Below are 15,173 nucleotides of genomic sequence, written 5' to 3'. Positions count from 1 at the left end.
AAGTCTGCCTAACACAACCATTACCAAACGCTAACAAAACTCAGTAGGTTATGAACCAAAGTGTACGTGCTGCAGCAAATACACAGATAGCAATTATTAACTCCAATGGAAACAGGAGAATCGAAATGACGATGTTCAAAACACTGATGTTAACCTTTGCCGTACTTTTTTCAGGCTTGGCACTCGCCAGCGAAACCACCACTGATTGCACGGATGGCTCTGAAGCACCGGAATGTCAGGTAAAGGATGACAGCAGCACTAACTAATCGTATTTAATCGCGCCTTGTACTGACGCTTACTGTTCAAAGCGCTTTGATGCCTTAGCATGAAAGAAAGGCCAGTGATCACTCACTGGCCTTTTTGTCTTTCCTGCCTTGGCTTAGTCGCGTAGGTAAATCATCCAATACCACATACCAACAAACAGACCACCACCGATGATATTACCCAAAGTCACTGGTACCAGATTGTTGAAAAAGAAATTGGTGAACGTCAGATCAGCAAAATCTGCCACGTTCATACCTGTTGTCGCCCAAAAAGACTCCGGGGCAAAGTATTTGATACCAATCGCCATTGGCACCTGGAACATGTTAGCAATGCAGTGCTCAAAGCCTGATGAAACAAACATCGCCACTGGAAGAATCATGACCAGAATCTTGTCAGTCAGTGTACGACCCGAATAGGTCATCCATACCGCAATACACACCAGCACATTACACATAATGCCAAGCGCCACAGCCTGCAGGAAACCATGGTGTAGTTTATGCTGGGCAATATTCATGGCGTTGATACCCACCTGACCATTGCCAAACATGTACTGCTGGGCAATCAACATGCAGATCACCAGCAGAATCGCACCAATCAAGTTACCGCCATAAACAACCAGCCAATTCTTAAACAATGCGCCCCAGGTAATCTTACCACTGGCTCGCGCCACCAAAGTGAGTACCGAACTCGTGAATAGCTCGCCACCGGTAATGATCACTAGGATTAAACCCAGACTGAAGGCCAGACCACCGACGAAACGGGTCATACCCCAAGGCATGTCGCCAGCACCTGTCGTCACAGTTGTATAGAAAATAAATGCAATACCGATATGAATACCGGCTGATATCGCCAGAAGGAATGATTTGAATGGGTCTTTGGTTGCTTTCGCTACACCAATTTCCGCAGCACGCTCCGCGATCTGCGGCGGTGGCAGAGAGTCAAACTGAGTAAAGTTCATGGTTAATAGCACATAGTGTGAACAGGAGGGCGCGGATAATCTCTCCATTTCTTGATTTTTTCAAGGGCTAATTTTGTCAAGGTTCATATAAAAAAACTTGAACTTTGATCGGTTAAAGACGTTCGAAACGCGTTAGCTGGAATTGGCACCAACTTGCTGCGATTTCTCGCGCATTTGGCTTGCGAATAAAAAGAAAGTACGAATCAATGATGACAAACCTGAGGGTACACACATTTATTGATCTGGGGGGTTGAGATGTTTCTCCAACTACCACATTACTTTAGTTAGCCAACTTCTACTGTTCCGCACATAGACAAGGAGAGAGTCTTTCGGTGCTAGCCTATTTACTACGACGGTTGTTACTCGTCGTTCCCACATTTCTTGGCATCACATTAGTGATCTTTGCCATCACCCGCTTTGTACCGGGTGGCCCGGTTGAGCGCATGCTCGCCCAATCCCAATTTATGCAGGAAGGCGCGGCACAGACCCAGAGCTTTCAGGACAACTCCTCGTTGGATGAATATCAGCTCGAAGAACTGAACGCTTTCTACGGTCTCGACAAGCCCGTAATGGAGGCATATTGGGAATGGCTGAACCGCCTTCTGGTTCTCGATTTTGGTGAGTCGACCCGCTACTACGAGCCCGTATTGGATATGATTATCGAGCGGCTCCCTGTCTCTATGTTCTACGGTGGCATGACTTTCCTGATTGCCTATTTGGTCTCGATCCCTCTCGGCTACTACAAAGCCGTTAAGCACAATACTGCCTTTGATAACGCCTCTTCCGTGCTTATCTTTGTGGGTTATGCCCTTCCAGGTTATGTGGTCGGCATCCTGCTATTGAGTGTTTTCTCCTTCCACCTCGATTGGTTCCCCATGGGAGGGTTTACCTCTGACGACTTTGACGATTTAGAGTCCAAAGGCGAGATGATCAAAGACGTGCTCTGGCATGCCGTGCTGCCGCTGATTTGTTACATCATCGGGGATTTTGCCACCCTGACCATCACCATGAAGAACAACCTGATGGAGAACCTCTCCGCGGATTACATCCGAACGGCAATCGCCAAAGGTCTACCATTCAAAGACGCCGTGCGTAAACACGCAATGCAGAACAGTTTGATTCCTCTGGCGAGCCATTTCGGTAACTCGCTGTTGTTCTTCCTGACGGGCTCCTTCCTCATCGAAGTGGTGTTCAACATCGATGGCATTGGCCTGCTTGGCTATGAAGCCATTATGGAAAGGGATTATCCGGTCGTCATGGCCATTGTGGCACTGAATGCCGCCATGCTGCTGGTGGGTAACATCGTTTCAGATATCTGTGTGGCGCTCGTGGATCCGCGGGTAAGGTTTGGTGAATGATGATGACTCTCAGCCCACTGACGCAAAAGAAGATAAAACGCTTCAAAGAGATCAAACCAGGTTACTGGTCTTTCATTGTCCTCTCTATCTTGCTGGTCCTTTCCCTATTTGCAGAATTTTTCATTAACAGCAAAGCCTTGATGGTGCGCTACAACGGAGAGTTATTCTTCCCTGTGGTAAGTGATGTGCGCCTCGGCACCGAGTTTGGACAGGGTTACCAAAGCGAAGCCAACTATCGCGAACTACAAGCCCAGTTTGAGAAAGAAGACAATAGCAACTTCGTTATCATGCCTTTGGTGCCTTGGAACCCGTATGAGCAAGACTTCATCGAAGGGGAGTTCCCTCCTTATGCGCCGAGCATTGAATCTAAGCACTACCTCGGTACCGATGTCATTGGCCGTGATGTACTGGCGCGCCTATTCTATGGGTTCCGCATCGCCATGATGTACGCCCTTACCACCATGACCATCTGTTTTGCGATTGGTACCGTGATTGGCTGCGCCATGGGCTTTTTCGGTGGCAAGTTCGACCTCATCAGCCAGCGCTTTATTGAAGTCTGGTCGATGATCCCTTTCCTTTACGTCATCATGATACTGGTGTCGATCACCAAGCCCACCTTCACCCTTTTTGTTGCCATCAACGTCATATTCGGCTGGATGGGGATAACCTGGTACATGCGGACCATGACCTACAAAGAATCCGCACGGGAATACGTGATGGCTGCGAGAGCACTCGGCGCTTCTACTTCGCGTATCCTGCTGAAACATATTCTGCCCAACACCATGGTCATGGTGATCACTCTGGCACCCTTCACCATTGTGGCTAACATTACCGCGTTGACCGCGCTAGATTATCTAGGCCTTGGTCTTGCGCCACCAACACCGAGTTGGGGCGAGTTATTGCAGCAAGGTAAGTCTAACCTCGACAGCCCTTGGATTGTCACCTCGGTGGTGACCGCCACCGTGTTGGTGCTCACCATGGTGACCTTTATTGGCGATGCGGTTCGCGCTGCATTCGACCCGAAAAAATTCACCCGTTATGTCTGACAAGGAAGTGACCATGTTTAAATTGACCACACTTGCCGCTTTAAGCGCACTCGCCTTCACCGCGCAAGCCGCTGAACTTCCTGCCAACCTTAACTGGCAGACAAACTGGGACGATCCGGTTTTTGCGTCTGATAAAGCCAAACGCGGCGGCACATTACGTACCCATTTATCCAGCTTCCCACTGACGCTGCGAAGCGTAGGGCCTGATTCCAATTCAGGCCTCCGTGGTTATTTTCTCGATGAAGTACCCGGACTGGTGACACGTCATCCCGATACACTCAATTGGATACCAGCTATCGCGACAGATTGGGCTTACGCTGGCGACAACAAAACCATCTACTTTAAGCTCAACCCAAAGGCAAAATGGAATGACGGCAAGCCTCTGACTGCTGATGATTTTGTGTTTATGCTTCAGTTCTACCGCTCGAAGGATATCGTCGCCCCTTGGTACAACGATTACTACACCAAGACTATCGCCAATGTAGTGAAAATTGATGACCATACAATTGCCGCTAGTACAGTGGATGAGAAGAACCCAGAGGAGTTGATGCGAACGGTCGGTGGGCTCGTTCCTCGCCCACAGCATTTTTATGCATCCGGCAAGGACAAGAATGGCGATGGTGTTGACGACAACTTTGTCCGTAAATACAACTTCAAGCCCGAACCCAGCACGGGGCCATATTTTGTAGATGATATTAAGAAAGGCAAAAGTGTAACCTTTAAGCACGTAGGCGAAGATTGGTGGGGTTACGACAACCGTTATTACCAAAACCGCTACAATGTCGACAAAATCCGCATGACCGTGATTCGCGATACGGATGTGTCCAGACAGCATTTTGAAAAGGGAAAACTGGATATCTACGATCTCACACTCCCGGAAATCTGGCATGAGAAAACTGACGGGGACGCATACAAAAAAGGGTATATCCAGAAATTCTGGGGCTTCAATGAAACACCACAAGGCGGCGGTGGCCTTTGGCTGAACACAGCCATGCCAATACTGGATAACATCAACGTACGTCGCGGTATTATGCATGCCACTGACTTTGATGGCCTGATTGAAAAGCTAATTCGAGGAGATTACCAACGCAAACCCCATGCCATGGGCTCAGGACACGGTGAATACTCCTGGCCTGATGCCAAAGCGCCTGACTTCAACATCGATAAAGCAACAGAGTACTTTATCAAAGCTGGCTTCGACAAAATCGGCTCAGACGGAATTCGTGTCAATGATAAGGGCGAGCGCCTATCATTTGAGCTGGTATACCCCCTAGCCTTTTTCACTCCTCGAATGGCCTACCTCAAAGAGCAGTCAAAGCTGGCAGGCTTGGAATTCTCTCTAAAGCTCATTGATGGTGCCACAGGCTTTAAATATGTGTCGGAGAAAAAACACCAGATTGCATTCATCAACATGGGTGCCAGTGAAACCCCAGGTTATTGGCAGTACTTTCATTCCGACAACGCCAACAAGCCACAAACCAACAACTTTACCAACTTCAGCACCCCCGAACTGGATAAGCTGATTGAACAATATCGGGTTGAATTCGACATCAGCAAAAAACACCAGCAGTCAAAGGAGATGCAACGCATCATTCAAGAAGCTGCTGTTGTCTCACCAAGTTATATCGTTCCATGGACACGACAGGGTCATTGGCGTTGGGTTAAGTACCCAGAGAACCCAATGCAAAAGTGGACAGATACCCTGTTCACAATTGGCGGTGCGATGGGCTATAGCACCTTCTGGCTTGATGCAGACGTAAAAAAAGAAACCCTCGACGCCATGGACGATGATAAGACGTTTGAACCGGTGACTGTGATTGATGATCGCTACAAGTGATAAGGTAGGAAAGATGACGGCACCGGTTCTCAGCGTCCGCGGATTGGAAACCGAATTCACCACCGATGACGGTGTGGTGAAAATCCTCCACGGCGTGAATTTTGATGTCATGGCAGGCCGAACGCTGGGTTTAGTTGGCGAATCAGGCAGTGGTAAAAGCGTGACTGCTATGTCTATCATGGGCTTGCTACCCAAGCCTTATGGGCAGGTCACCGCAGGTGAGATCCTCTATCGCGGCACGAATTTGATCAGCCTGCCGCCGGAAGAAATGTACCAAATGCGCGGCAACCGGATTTCCATGATTTTTCAGGATCCGATGACCGCGCTGAATCCGGTGCATTCGATTGGCAAACAGCTCACCGAAGTGCTCGCTCTCCATCACCCAGAGATGAACAAAAAAGAACGGCAGGCTGCCGCCCTTGAAATGCTGGAAAAAGTAAAAATTCCGATGCCGGAAAAACGGTTCAATGAATACCCGCATAACCTTTCAGGTGGCATGCGACAACGCGTGATGATTGCGATGGCATTGGCCTGCAGGCCCGATATTCTGATCTGTGACGAACCCACCACCGCATTAGATGTCACCGTTCAAGCCTCCATTCTCGACCTGATGAATGACCTACAGGAAGAAACTGGTATGGGGATGATTTTCATCACTCACGATTTGGGCGTAGTCGCGGAAATCTGTGACGACGTGGCGGTCATGTATGGCGGGAAAATCGTCGAGAATGCCGACGTGTTCAATCTGTTTGACTACCCTCAGCACCCTTATACCAAGCGCTTGCTCGGCCTGATACCCGATCTTACCACCGAACCCAAGCAGTTGATCGATATCCCTGAGATCGACCCTGCGCTGTTTCCGGAATTTCGAGGTTAACCATGGAAGAGTTGCTAAGAATCGACAACCTTTGCAAACACTTCGTTTCCGGCAAAGGCATTTTCAAAAAGGGCTACACCATCAAAGCAGTGGATGGCGTTTCTTTCAGCGTGGAACGTGGCGAAACCTTAGGTCTAGTGGGCGAATCCGGCTGCGGAAAAAGCACCCTTGGGCGCACCATTCTTAAGCTTTATGAGCCAACCGGTGGCAAGATTTTCTTTGAAGGTAAAGATATCACCGACCTCAGCCCGCGTGCTATGCGTCCGCTTCGTAAAGACATGCAAATCGTGTTTCAGGATCCGCTGGAATCACTTAATCAGCGCCACACCGTGGGCATGATTCTGGAAGAGCCCTTCGAGATCCACAACATCGGCACCCGCGCAGAACGCAAACTGTGGGCAGAGGAACTCTTAGTAAAAGTTGGCTTACCCGTGGAAGCCGCCAGCCGTTATCCCCATGAGTTTTCCGGCGGTCAGCGTCAGCGCATCGGCATAGCACGAGCGATTGCGCTCAAACCTAAGCTGCTGATTTGTGATGAGTCCGTCTCCGCACTGGATGTATCTGTGCAGGCGCAAATCCTGAACTTGCTGATAAAGCTGCAACAGGAAATGAACCTGGCGATGATTTTCATCTCCCACGACCTTTCTGTGGTGCGTCAGGTCTCGGATAACGTCGCGGTGATGTATTTTGGCAACATGGTGGAATACGGTAACGCAAAAGCCCTGTATGCCGACCCGCAACATGAATACACCCAAACACTGCTGTCGGCAGTGCCGGTGAATCACCCGAGAAACCGCAAGAAAAAACGGCCTGCGGAAGCCACCAGCTAATACCAATCGTAGTAAGTATCTGCTCATCCTAGCTTGTTAAAATGCTCGATAACTGCGTTGAAAAATTTTATTGTAGAATAACTACTTATCGAAATTTTTCGCCTTGTTCTCGAGCATTTTTCCTGCGCTATTTCTGATCAGCTAACTACTGTGATTGGTATAAAAGCAAAAAGCCCTGTCCGGAGACAGGGCTTTTTCTTATTCATCAACAGGCTGTGCTTACCACATCAGATCATCAGGGATCTTGAAGTCTGCGTATGGATCGTCCTCGTCCATCGCCTGCTCATCCACCGTGTTGTTCAGTACGATGGTGTTTTCATCTCGCTGAACAATTTTGTCCGCCACCACGCCAGGAACAATCGCATAACCTTCACCGTCGCGGGCAATCGCCAAACGGCCATTCACCAACTGGTCTTGCGTCGCTTTGTCGACGTAAATCTTTTTCACCAGCGTACCGTCAGTGAAGTTGTAGCCAATATCACCGTCTTTACGGTCAATCTTGTTCATCTCAACCAGTTGCTTCACCTGCGCTGTAATGGCCTTTTTCTCAGCTTCCTGCTGCTTCTGGCGGTTCAGCTCCTGATCCTGAGCTACTTGCGCGGCGCGTTTTTCTTCGACTGCCGCTTTGGCTTCTTTTGCCAGCGTGCGCGATTTCTTCGAGCTCTTACCGGCCTTCTTCATTTTCTTTTTGTCGATAAGACCAGCTTGAAGCATCTGCTCTTGTAAGGATAGTTTTGCCATGTTAACTCCGTAGCGGGCGCTATTTTCCCGAATTAATGGCCGAATAATACCATTTAAGCCAGATTGGGCGCACTCCCACAAACAGCTTAAAGACGCAATGCCACCACTTGCGCTTTCACCTGAGCAAACGGATAGGCAGCCAGCTTGCCGAACCCTTCCATTTTACCAGCGCGTAAACGTCCGGTCAGCGGCGTTGCAATGCCGCAAAGGAACCTTGTCACCGCTTCTGCCGAGACTTGCGTGCGGTCTTTCGCGGCGGCTTCAAGTAAAGGCTGGATCAGACGCTGCAACTCAGCAGCATCCACCTCCGCCTGAGCACTGGCTTTCGGCAACAGCGCGATATTACCGCGACACACCGAGCAATGACCACACTGCGCAGGCGCATGCTGATCAGCGAAATATGTCGCTAATCGGTGACTCAAACAGGTGTCGGTTTCAAACAGCGACAGCATGGCTTCTACACGTTGAATTTCCGACGCTTCTTTGGTGAGGAAGAGTTGATGCATCTGCTCGCTCAATGGTGCCGCGTGCTCGCCCTGACACGCCTGAAGCTGGATGACGCGGTAAACGTCCATCATCTGCTTGCTTTCAAGCTCAATCCAGCCTTTATCAGCAAAGTAATCCAATGCGGTGACAGCTCGCTTTCTTTCCGCACTGTAGCCTTGCCAAAGCGCATCAAAGTCCACGCTATGCCAGGTGCGCGATTTTGGCGAGCATTGGAAAATCGCCTCCACAAATTGCCTTCTCTCCCCCTCAAACTGGCTCAATATCTGTTCTGCACCCACCAGCATTTTAAAACGGTAATCGGCAAAATAACTGAATTGAGGCTCAATGATTCCTGCAAGCTCCAGGTAAACCAATAAGGTTTTGAGCGGCAATTGGCGCACATTGGATTCTTTGGAAAGGCGGGTCAGCATCACTTCCCACGGTTTGCCTGCAGGCGTCGAACCGATGTCATCAATCACGGCACGAATGGCAATCAAATCTGGCGTGTCACCATAAACAAAGTTTTCCAGCACACTGACCGATTCGCGGTTGGCAAGTACCGAACAGACCGATGGCAAACCATCACGCCCAGCGCGTCCAATTTCCTGACTGTAGTTTTCCACTGATTTGGGCAAATTGTAGTGGATGACAGCGCGAATATCGGCTTTATCCACACCCATGCCGAAAGCAATCGTCGCCACAATGCAGTTGATTTCCCCACGCATAAAGGCGTTTTGAATCTGCTGGCGATCGTCGCTTGCCATACCCGCGTGGTAAGCCTGTACGGTAACGCCAGCTGCTCTCAGCTTGCCCGCCACACTCTCTGCAGTTTGCTGCAAGGTGACATAAATAATGGTTGATTGATGGAGGGGTACCGTCTTCATCAAGTTCAGTAGGGCCTCGTCTTTGTCTTCTTCGCTGCAAGGAAGCACATTGAGATCCAAGTTCTGACGATAAAAACCCGTTACCTCGACGTTTTCAGAGGTGATCCCGAACTTATTGCGCATGTCTTCGATAACCTGCGGTGTTGCAGTCGCGGTGAGAAGCAACACTTGAGGGATATTGAGCTGAGTGCGGTAAGCCGGCAGCTTCAGATAATCAGGACGGAAGTTATGCCCCCACTCTGAAATACAGTGCGCTTCGTCCACCACCAGTAAGGAAATTGGCACCGAGGAAATAAACTGACGGAAGCGTTCATTCTTCAAACGCTCAACGGAAATCATCAGGATTTTGGTTTCGCCTGCTTTCACCGAGCGCATCACTTCGCGCGATTCATCATAGGTCAGGGAAGAATCAATCGAGGCAGCAGCAATGCCCTTTCCACGCAGAAAATCGAGCTGGTCTTTCATCAGTGCGAGCAACGGAGAAATCACCAAGGTCAGATGCGGCAAGTGCAATGCGGGAAGTTGATAGCAGAGTGATTTGCCCGAACCTGTCGGAAAGATGGCCGCCGAGGAATGCCCTGACAGCACCCTTTCGATCACATTCTGCTGACCACCGCGTAAGCCCTCAAAGCCAAAAACTGTTTGGAGTGTGTTCAAGTACGCACCCTTTGCTTGCATCTTTCCTTGAATAGTTCCTTGCATAGTTTCCTGCGAAGATGCTTGCGTAGTTGGCTGCATCATTTGCCTCATGTTATTGGGTCAGTTCTGCCAGCAGTCTACACTGCGCAACCTAATGCTTCGAGTGCAAACACCTTCAAGGCGGAGCGCGCTCCGGTTTCCAGTGAAACCCAGCTAAACGGCGACATTCGCGCCACAGAAAAACGCAGAAAATTCATGCTCTGTCCGAGCGATTTATCACCAGAACTTCCACCACGGCTTTTTAATTTCAAGGGTAAATGTCGTTTCTGGTGCTTGGCTAACTGAAAGCTTCAAAGGGAGGCCATTAGCTAGCACATCACTACAATCTTCATCATGCTTAAAACCCACCAAGGCACTGGCAAGTATCAGCGGAATGTCGAAGATAAGATCGATGTCAGTAGACTCACCAGCTTCAGCTTTCTGCTCTGTCATATACTGCGCTTTCAACGTCTCAAACCTCGCTGGCAATTGCCCCTCAGCAGTCAAGTTCAAGCGGTCTTTCTGCCCGTCGTGAGTTACCTGCCAGCGGCGCTGCCCGAAAAACCAACACTCAGCAGAAGAGGTCATCACGTGCTCTTCCACCGCACAGGCGATGACCATTCCGACTTGGGAAAGCGCAGTCAGCGATCCCTCGGAAATCAATTGGTTATCCGCTTTCTTTGCGACCACCAGATACCAATCATCCAGCAAGGCCGCACCCGCAAAATCAGATTCAAAATACTCGTCAGTTTCTGTCGTTGCGGTTAACCCTAAGGATTTCAACACTGCGCTTTGATCGTCGGTTTTGACTGCCACCCAAGAAAGTGAAAAGCCCATTATCTCGTCCCTTAGAATATTTGATCAGAGTGATACCCAAGCAACCTTAAGATGCTCCCATTCAGAGGTCATCAATACATTCAATTCGTGGCAAATATTGCGAGGAATATTCGCTCTACTTATTTGAAATTAAAATAAAAAGTGGGCGCATTAAGGCCCTCCCTTCGGGCGAGTTGAACCACGCATCTTCAGATTGTTTGGGCACAGACTCAATACGATAGCGATATGCCATGTCAGGTTTTGTCTTTTGTTTTTGATAATGGGTAAAAAACTATGACTAGTTTCTAGGGTCTGCTGACCTTTGGTGATGATTTTTGCAGCAGTTTGTGGGGATTTTATGCAAGGCAGAGGCTTCGATGTGTAGCTGGCCTACATGAGAAGCTGATAACGCAGCAGAAATTCCCCACAAACGCTGCCCGAAGGGTTCTGCTCTAAGCGTTTTATGCTTTGTTGAGGTGTATTTGCTTAGAATGACTAGGCAGCACACACCTCGCCGCGCCTAAAACGCTTATAGCGAGAACAAAATTTAACCACCAAAGGTCAACAGACCCTAGGGTCTGTTGACCTTTGGTGATGATTTTTGCAGCAGTTTGTGGGGATTTTATGCAAGGCAGAGGCTTCGATGTGTAATTGGCCTACATGATAAGCCGATAACCACACACTCTATCCGTATTTAGCCGTTTCCTGCTTCGCTATACTTCAACCGCTCAACTAAGGAAGCTCTGGATTTACGCTCCAGCCCGCTAAATGGAAAATAAAATGAATCAATACGTTGTATGCGCGCTCTACAAATTTGTGCGCCTTGAAGATTATGTGGAACTCCGTGAGCCATTGAAGGCGCTAATGGAGAAGAATGAAATTCGCGGCACCTTGCTGCTGGCGAATGAAGGGATTAACGGCACCGTCGCCTCCACGCGCGAAGGCATCGACACCCTATTGGCATGGCTTAAGAAAGACCCTCGCCTTGCTGATACCGTCTATAAAGAGTCATTCGACGAAAACCAGCCATTCAACCGCACCAAAGTGAAACTCAAGAAGGAGATCGTCACCTTGGGTGTAGAAGGCATCGACCCGCGTCATGTGGTCGGAACCTATGTGAAGCCTGAAGACTGGAACGACCTGATTTCCGACCCGGAAGTGTTTGTGGTGGATACCCGCAACGATTATGAAATCGAAATCGGCACCTTCAAGAATGCGGTTAACCCAAAAACCGACACTTTCCGCGAGTTCCCGGAATACGTCGCCCAGAATATGGACCCGGCCAAACATAAGAAAGTCGCGATGTTCTGTACGGGCGGTATTCGTTGTGAAAAGTCGACTGCCTATATGAAAGAGCAAGGTTTTGACGAGGTTTACCACCTGGAAGGCGGCATTCTGAAATACCTAGAAGAAGTGCCTCAGGAAGAGAGTCTCTGGGAGGGGGATTGCTATGTGTTTGATGGCCGAGTGGCAGTAAACCACCAGCTTGAAAAGAGCGGCTACGCCATGTGTAACGCCTGCCGCCTGCCTATCACTGAAGAAGACATACAGTCAGAAGCGTTCGAGCAAGGCGTCAGCTGCCCTAAGTGCATAGACAAACACACCGACGAGCAAAAAGCCCGTTTCCGTGAGCGTGAAAAGCAAGTGCAGCTCTCAAGGGCACGCGGCGAAATTCACGTTGGCGGTGAAGCAGACCAAATCATTACCCAGCGGAGAAATGAAAAGCTGGCTAAGAAGGCAGAGCAGCGAAAAGCGAAGTAAGGCTGTTTGATTACCCTATGATAAAAATCCCCCTCTGCGGAAACGCGAGGGGATTTTTTGTTCAAGGATTGAAGTCATTATCCCTAAATGAGCTTTATGCGGAAACACAATGACACAAAACGTTCTAATTAAGGGCGTTTCTAGGGCAAACTGATTGAAACACCTGAATCACTGTGTGTCAGTAAAAAAGTGCGCTTCGAGTAAACATCTTTCGTCCACATTCTTAAAACAATAGAGGGATTTTGTCATCTGTAGTCACTCACACTCGCTCTTACATATCTTCTGGCCAGTTAAGACTACCAAACAATCTGGAGATGCTCGCTGAATCCTGCATCTTCAGGCTGTTTGGGTATATCCCGCGAATGGGTAGTTATTCAGACCTTGCATGCTGAGTGAGCCCGAGTTGGCGCGCATACAAGGTTGAAACCGATAATTGTGTTTTTATGGCACTGTCTATTCTTCTAGTGGAGTCCGCTGGAAACGCCCTATGATTAGCGTGCGTTTTTCTGTTTGTACATTTCGTTGTCAGCTTGCATTATTCTTTCTTCTATCGACAACTGATTATCATGATCGTAATGGCCAAAACCAAAACTAAATTCAATATTGTAAGGTTTGTTACTGTTTCTATTTATTCTGGCCATATTATCAGTGAACCTAGATAAGCAATGTTTGACAATATCTGGAGTGGAGTCAGCTAGAAACACCACAAATTCATCTCCCCCCAAGCGACCAACAACATCAGATTCCCGAAACGAGTTAAATAACTCCATAGCAATGGTTTTCAACGCATGATCTCCTTCATGGTGACCATATTTGTCATTTATTGGCTTAAACTTATTGAGATCAATAACGATGATAGAACTACCGAGTTTCTTACGCCTACACAGTTTGAGAGAAAAGTTTGCGAGTGATAAGAAGCCACGTCTATTAGGAATCATTGTGAGTTCATCCAAATTAGCCATTTGTAGCGACTTAATGTCTTGCTCGATCATCGACCCCAAATCTTGAAGAAGCAAACGATCTTCCTCACCCATTTCCCTAGGTTCGATATCAAACAAACAGAATGTTCCAATGTGGACACCAGGCCTGAGTTTCAGAGGATATCCCGCATAAAAACGAATGTTAGGAGCATCAGTTACAAGAGGGTTATCACAAAACCTTTTATCATCTTTCGCATTTGGAATAACAAACAAGTTGTCATCATTGATCGCGTGACCACAGAACGAAATTTCTCTCGGTGTTTCTTTCACATCCAAGCCTTGAGCTGATTTAAACCATTGTCTGTTCTCGTCAACAAAGCTAACAAGTGAGATAGAAACACCAAATAAGCGTTTGGCCACTCTCGTTACCCTATCAAATCTCTCTTCCTGAGAGGTGTCTAAAATTTCGAGTGCCCTAAGCGCGTGTAAACGCTCTACTTCATTATCAGGTATCTTTGGAGATCTCATTGCTTTCCCTAATGTCATGAAAATTAGTCATCACACACAACAATTAGTCGAATGTTGTTAGATTAATACTTATAAAGAGTCTGAACGACAATGGTGGTAACACCCGGATGACTTTCTTAAATACATCATATGTCCTCAAACAACAGCTTCAAACGACTGCAAAACGTGTTAAACCTATGACCCCAATCAGTGCACCCTGAAAACGGCTACGGATAAATTTTTTCATCGAAAAATAAGCTAGTCGGAATATAGAAAAATTCAACATTGAGAATACCGGTTTACTCATGACGTCTAGAAGCTGAGAAAATAAATTTAATTTTTAAAGCAGACAGTTACCGACATATATTCGGTAAATGAACCAATGCCGTTTTACATATGAGACAGCCCTCGTCGTTAAAAAATGCGGCCGACTTCAACATAATGCCTTTTGTCTTGTTAATCATCGTATCAGTGCCATTACACTTCGGACAAACAAGAAAGGTATGACAATGGTGGTCATCCCGAACGTATTCTTTGTTTGCCCTTGGCATTGAAAACTAGAAGGACGTTACCCAGCGAAGAAATGAGTGGACAAAAGTGAGTTAGCGGGTTTATTCACAACCGCCTTTTTCGGATAACTTCAGTTTAGGAAGAACGATGGGAGCCACCCAGAGTTGGGTGGCTTTGAGTTACTATTTGAGCGCAGGGAATATACTCACATCAAATTCAGGAGGTGATGCTTTGAGCGCCTCCAGGCTTGGCCCTTCTCCTTTGATAAGCCACTGCGGCAGAAAGGGTGAGTCAAAGCTAACTGTTTCACCGAGTGTTTGGTATATGACACGCATGAACGCTAAATAACTGATCCGAATAGTGCTACATTTTCGCCGTGCCGTGGCAACCTCCCGGGTACGGCGATACGTTATCCATAAAGTGCTTCACCTTCCTGAGCAATTGCCACATATGTTTACACCTGTGATTCCGAGTAATTGTCTCATGGAGAGCATTCCACAATCGTTCTATGACGTTGACCCAAGGGCAATAAACGGGCTGGAACAGCAGCCTGAACTTTGGGTTCTTCTTGAGCCAAGCCTTCGTTTTTTTACTTTTGTGGATGATGTAGTTATCCAGTATCAAGGTGACACTTTTGGCTCGGCGGTAGTGCCACTTTAGCTTCTCCAGCATGGCAATGAATAGGTCTGAGTCTTTCTTT

The 15,173-nt window shown here is 48.0% G+C and carries 13 protein-coding genes; 7 read left to right on the top strand and 6 right to left on the bottom strand.

What is annotated here, in order from left to right:
* Positions 1–125: 125 nt before the first annotated feature.
* Positions 126–266: a hypothetical protein gene (locus GMA8713_RS27675; protein ID WP_198159479.1), complete on the top strand. Its 141-nt coding sequence runs from the start codon at positions 126–128 to the stop codon at positions 264–266.
* A 113-nt stretch (positions 267–379) separates the two neighbouring features.
* Here GMA8713_RS27675 and focA read toward each other — a convergent pair whose 3' ends face one another.
* Entirely contained in the window at positions 380–1,222 is an 843-nt protein-coding gene (focA, locus tag GMA8713_RS08805) for a formate transporter FocA (RefSeq protein WP_062708323.1), read from the bottom strand.
* 332 nt (positions 1,223–1,554) lie between these two features.
* On the opposite strand from focA, the gene GMA8713_RS08800 reads away from it, so the two are divergent.
* From GMA8713_RS08800 to GMA8713_RS08780, 5 genes are read left to right on the top strand one after another with little or no spacing between them, the layout of a single operon-like run.
* A complete protein-coding gene (locus GMA8713_RS08800) occupies positions 1,555–2,580 on the top strand; it encodes an ABC transporter permease subunit (protein ID WP_084387691.1) in 1,026 nt (341 codons plus the stop codon).
* On the top strand, positions 2,580–3,626 hold the full coding sequence (locus GMA8713_RS08795) for an ABC transporter permease (protein ID WP_062708321.1): 1,047 nt from the start codon (positions 2,580–2,582) through the stop codon (positions 3,624–3,626). Before GMA8713_RS08800 ends, GMA8713_RS08795 begins: the two co-directional genes overlap by 1 nt.
* A 13-nt stretch (positions 3,627–3,639) precedes the next feature.
* Complete coding sequence (locus tag GMA8713_RS08790) at positions 3,640–5,463, top strand: extracellular solute-binding protein (RefSeq protein WP_062708109.1); 1,824 nt, start codon at positions 3,640–3,642, stop codon at positions 5,461–5,463.
* 13 nt (positions 5,464–5,476) lie between these two features.
* Positions 5,477–6,340 carry an ABC transporter ATP-binding protein gene (locus GMA8713_RS08785; RefSeq protein WP_084387689.1) on the top strand — a complete coding sequence of 288 codons (864 nt, stop codon included), beginning with the start codon at positions 5,477–5,479 and terminating at the stop codon, positions 6,338–6,340.
* Between the two features lie 2 nt (positions 6,341–6,342).
* Entirely contained in the window at positions 6,343–7,170 is an 828-nt protein-coding gene (locus tag GMA8713_RS08780; RefSeq protein ID WP_084387688.1) for an ABC transporter ATP-binding protein, read from the top strand.
* Positions 7,171–7,389: 219 nt separating this feature from the next.
* Here the strand turns inward: GMA8713_RS08780 and GMA8713_RS08775 are convergent, their stop codons facing one another.
* The 3 genes from GMA8713_RS08775 to GMA8713_RS08765 all read right to left on the bottom strand — a co-directional run bounded on the left by GMA8713_RS08775 (position 7,390) and on the right by GMA8713_RS08765 (position 10,796).
* A complete protein-coding gene (locus GMA8713_RS08775) occupies positions 7,390–7,911 on the bottom strand; it encodes a DUF2058 domain-containing protein (RefSeq protein WP_062708106.1) in 522 nt (173 codons plus the stop codon).
* Positions 7,912–7,997: 86 nt separating this feature from the next.
* The gene (locus tag GMA8713_RS08770) at positions 7,998–9,959 is read right to left on the bottom strand and encodes a RecQ family ATP-dependent DNA helicase (RefSeq protein WP_062708318.1); all 1,962 of its coding nucleotides are present in this window, start codon (positions 9,957–9,959) and stop codon (positions 7,998–8,000) included.
* 237 nt (positions 9,960–10,196) lie between these two features.
* Entirely contained in the window at positions 10,197–10,796 is a 600-nt protein-coding gene (locus tag GMA8713_RS08765) for a hypothetical protein (RefSeq protein ID WP_062708104.1), read from the bottom strand.
* Between the two features lie 759 nt (positions 10,797–11,555).
* Here GMA8713_RS08765 and trhO point away from each other — a divergent pair.
* A complete protein-coding gene (gene trhO, locus GMA8713_RS08760) occupies positions 11,556–12,536 on the top strand; it encodes an oxygen-dependent tRNA uridine(34) hydroxylase TrhO (RefSeq protein WP_062708315.1) in 981 nt (326 codons plus the stop codon).
* Between the two features lie 491 nt (positions 12,537–13,027).
* Here trhO and GMA8713_RS08755 read toward each other — a convergent pair whose 3' ends face one another.
* Positions 13,028–14,002 (bottom strand): sensor domain-containing diguanylate cyclase, encoded by a 975-nt coding sequence (locus GMA8713_RS08755; RefSeq protein WP_232314397.1) that lies wholly within the window; start codon positions 14,000–14,002, stop codon positions 13,028–13,030.
* Positions 14,003–14,836: 834 nt separating this feature from the next.
* The coding region (locus tag GMA8713_RS08750) for an IS630 family transposase (protein ID WP_157515497.1) at positions 14,837–15,173 on the bottom strand (337 nt) is incomplete at its 5' end.

The organism is Grimontia marina (assembly GCF_900060185.1).
In the GTDB taxonomy this organism is placed as follows: Bacteria; Pseudomonadota; Gammaproteobacteria; order Enterobacterales; family Vibrionaceae; genus Enterovibrio; species Enterovibrio marinus.
The sequence above is the reverse complement of the archived record's forward strand: the minus strand, read 5'-3'. Positions and strand labels throughout refer to the sequence as shown.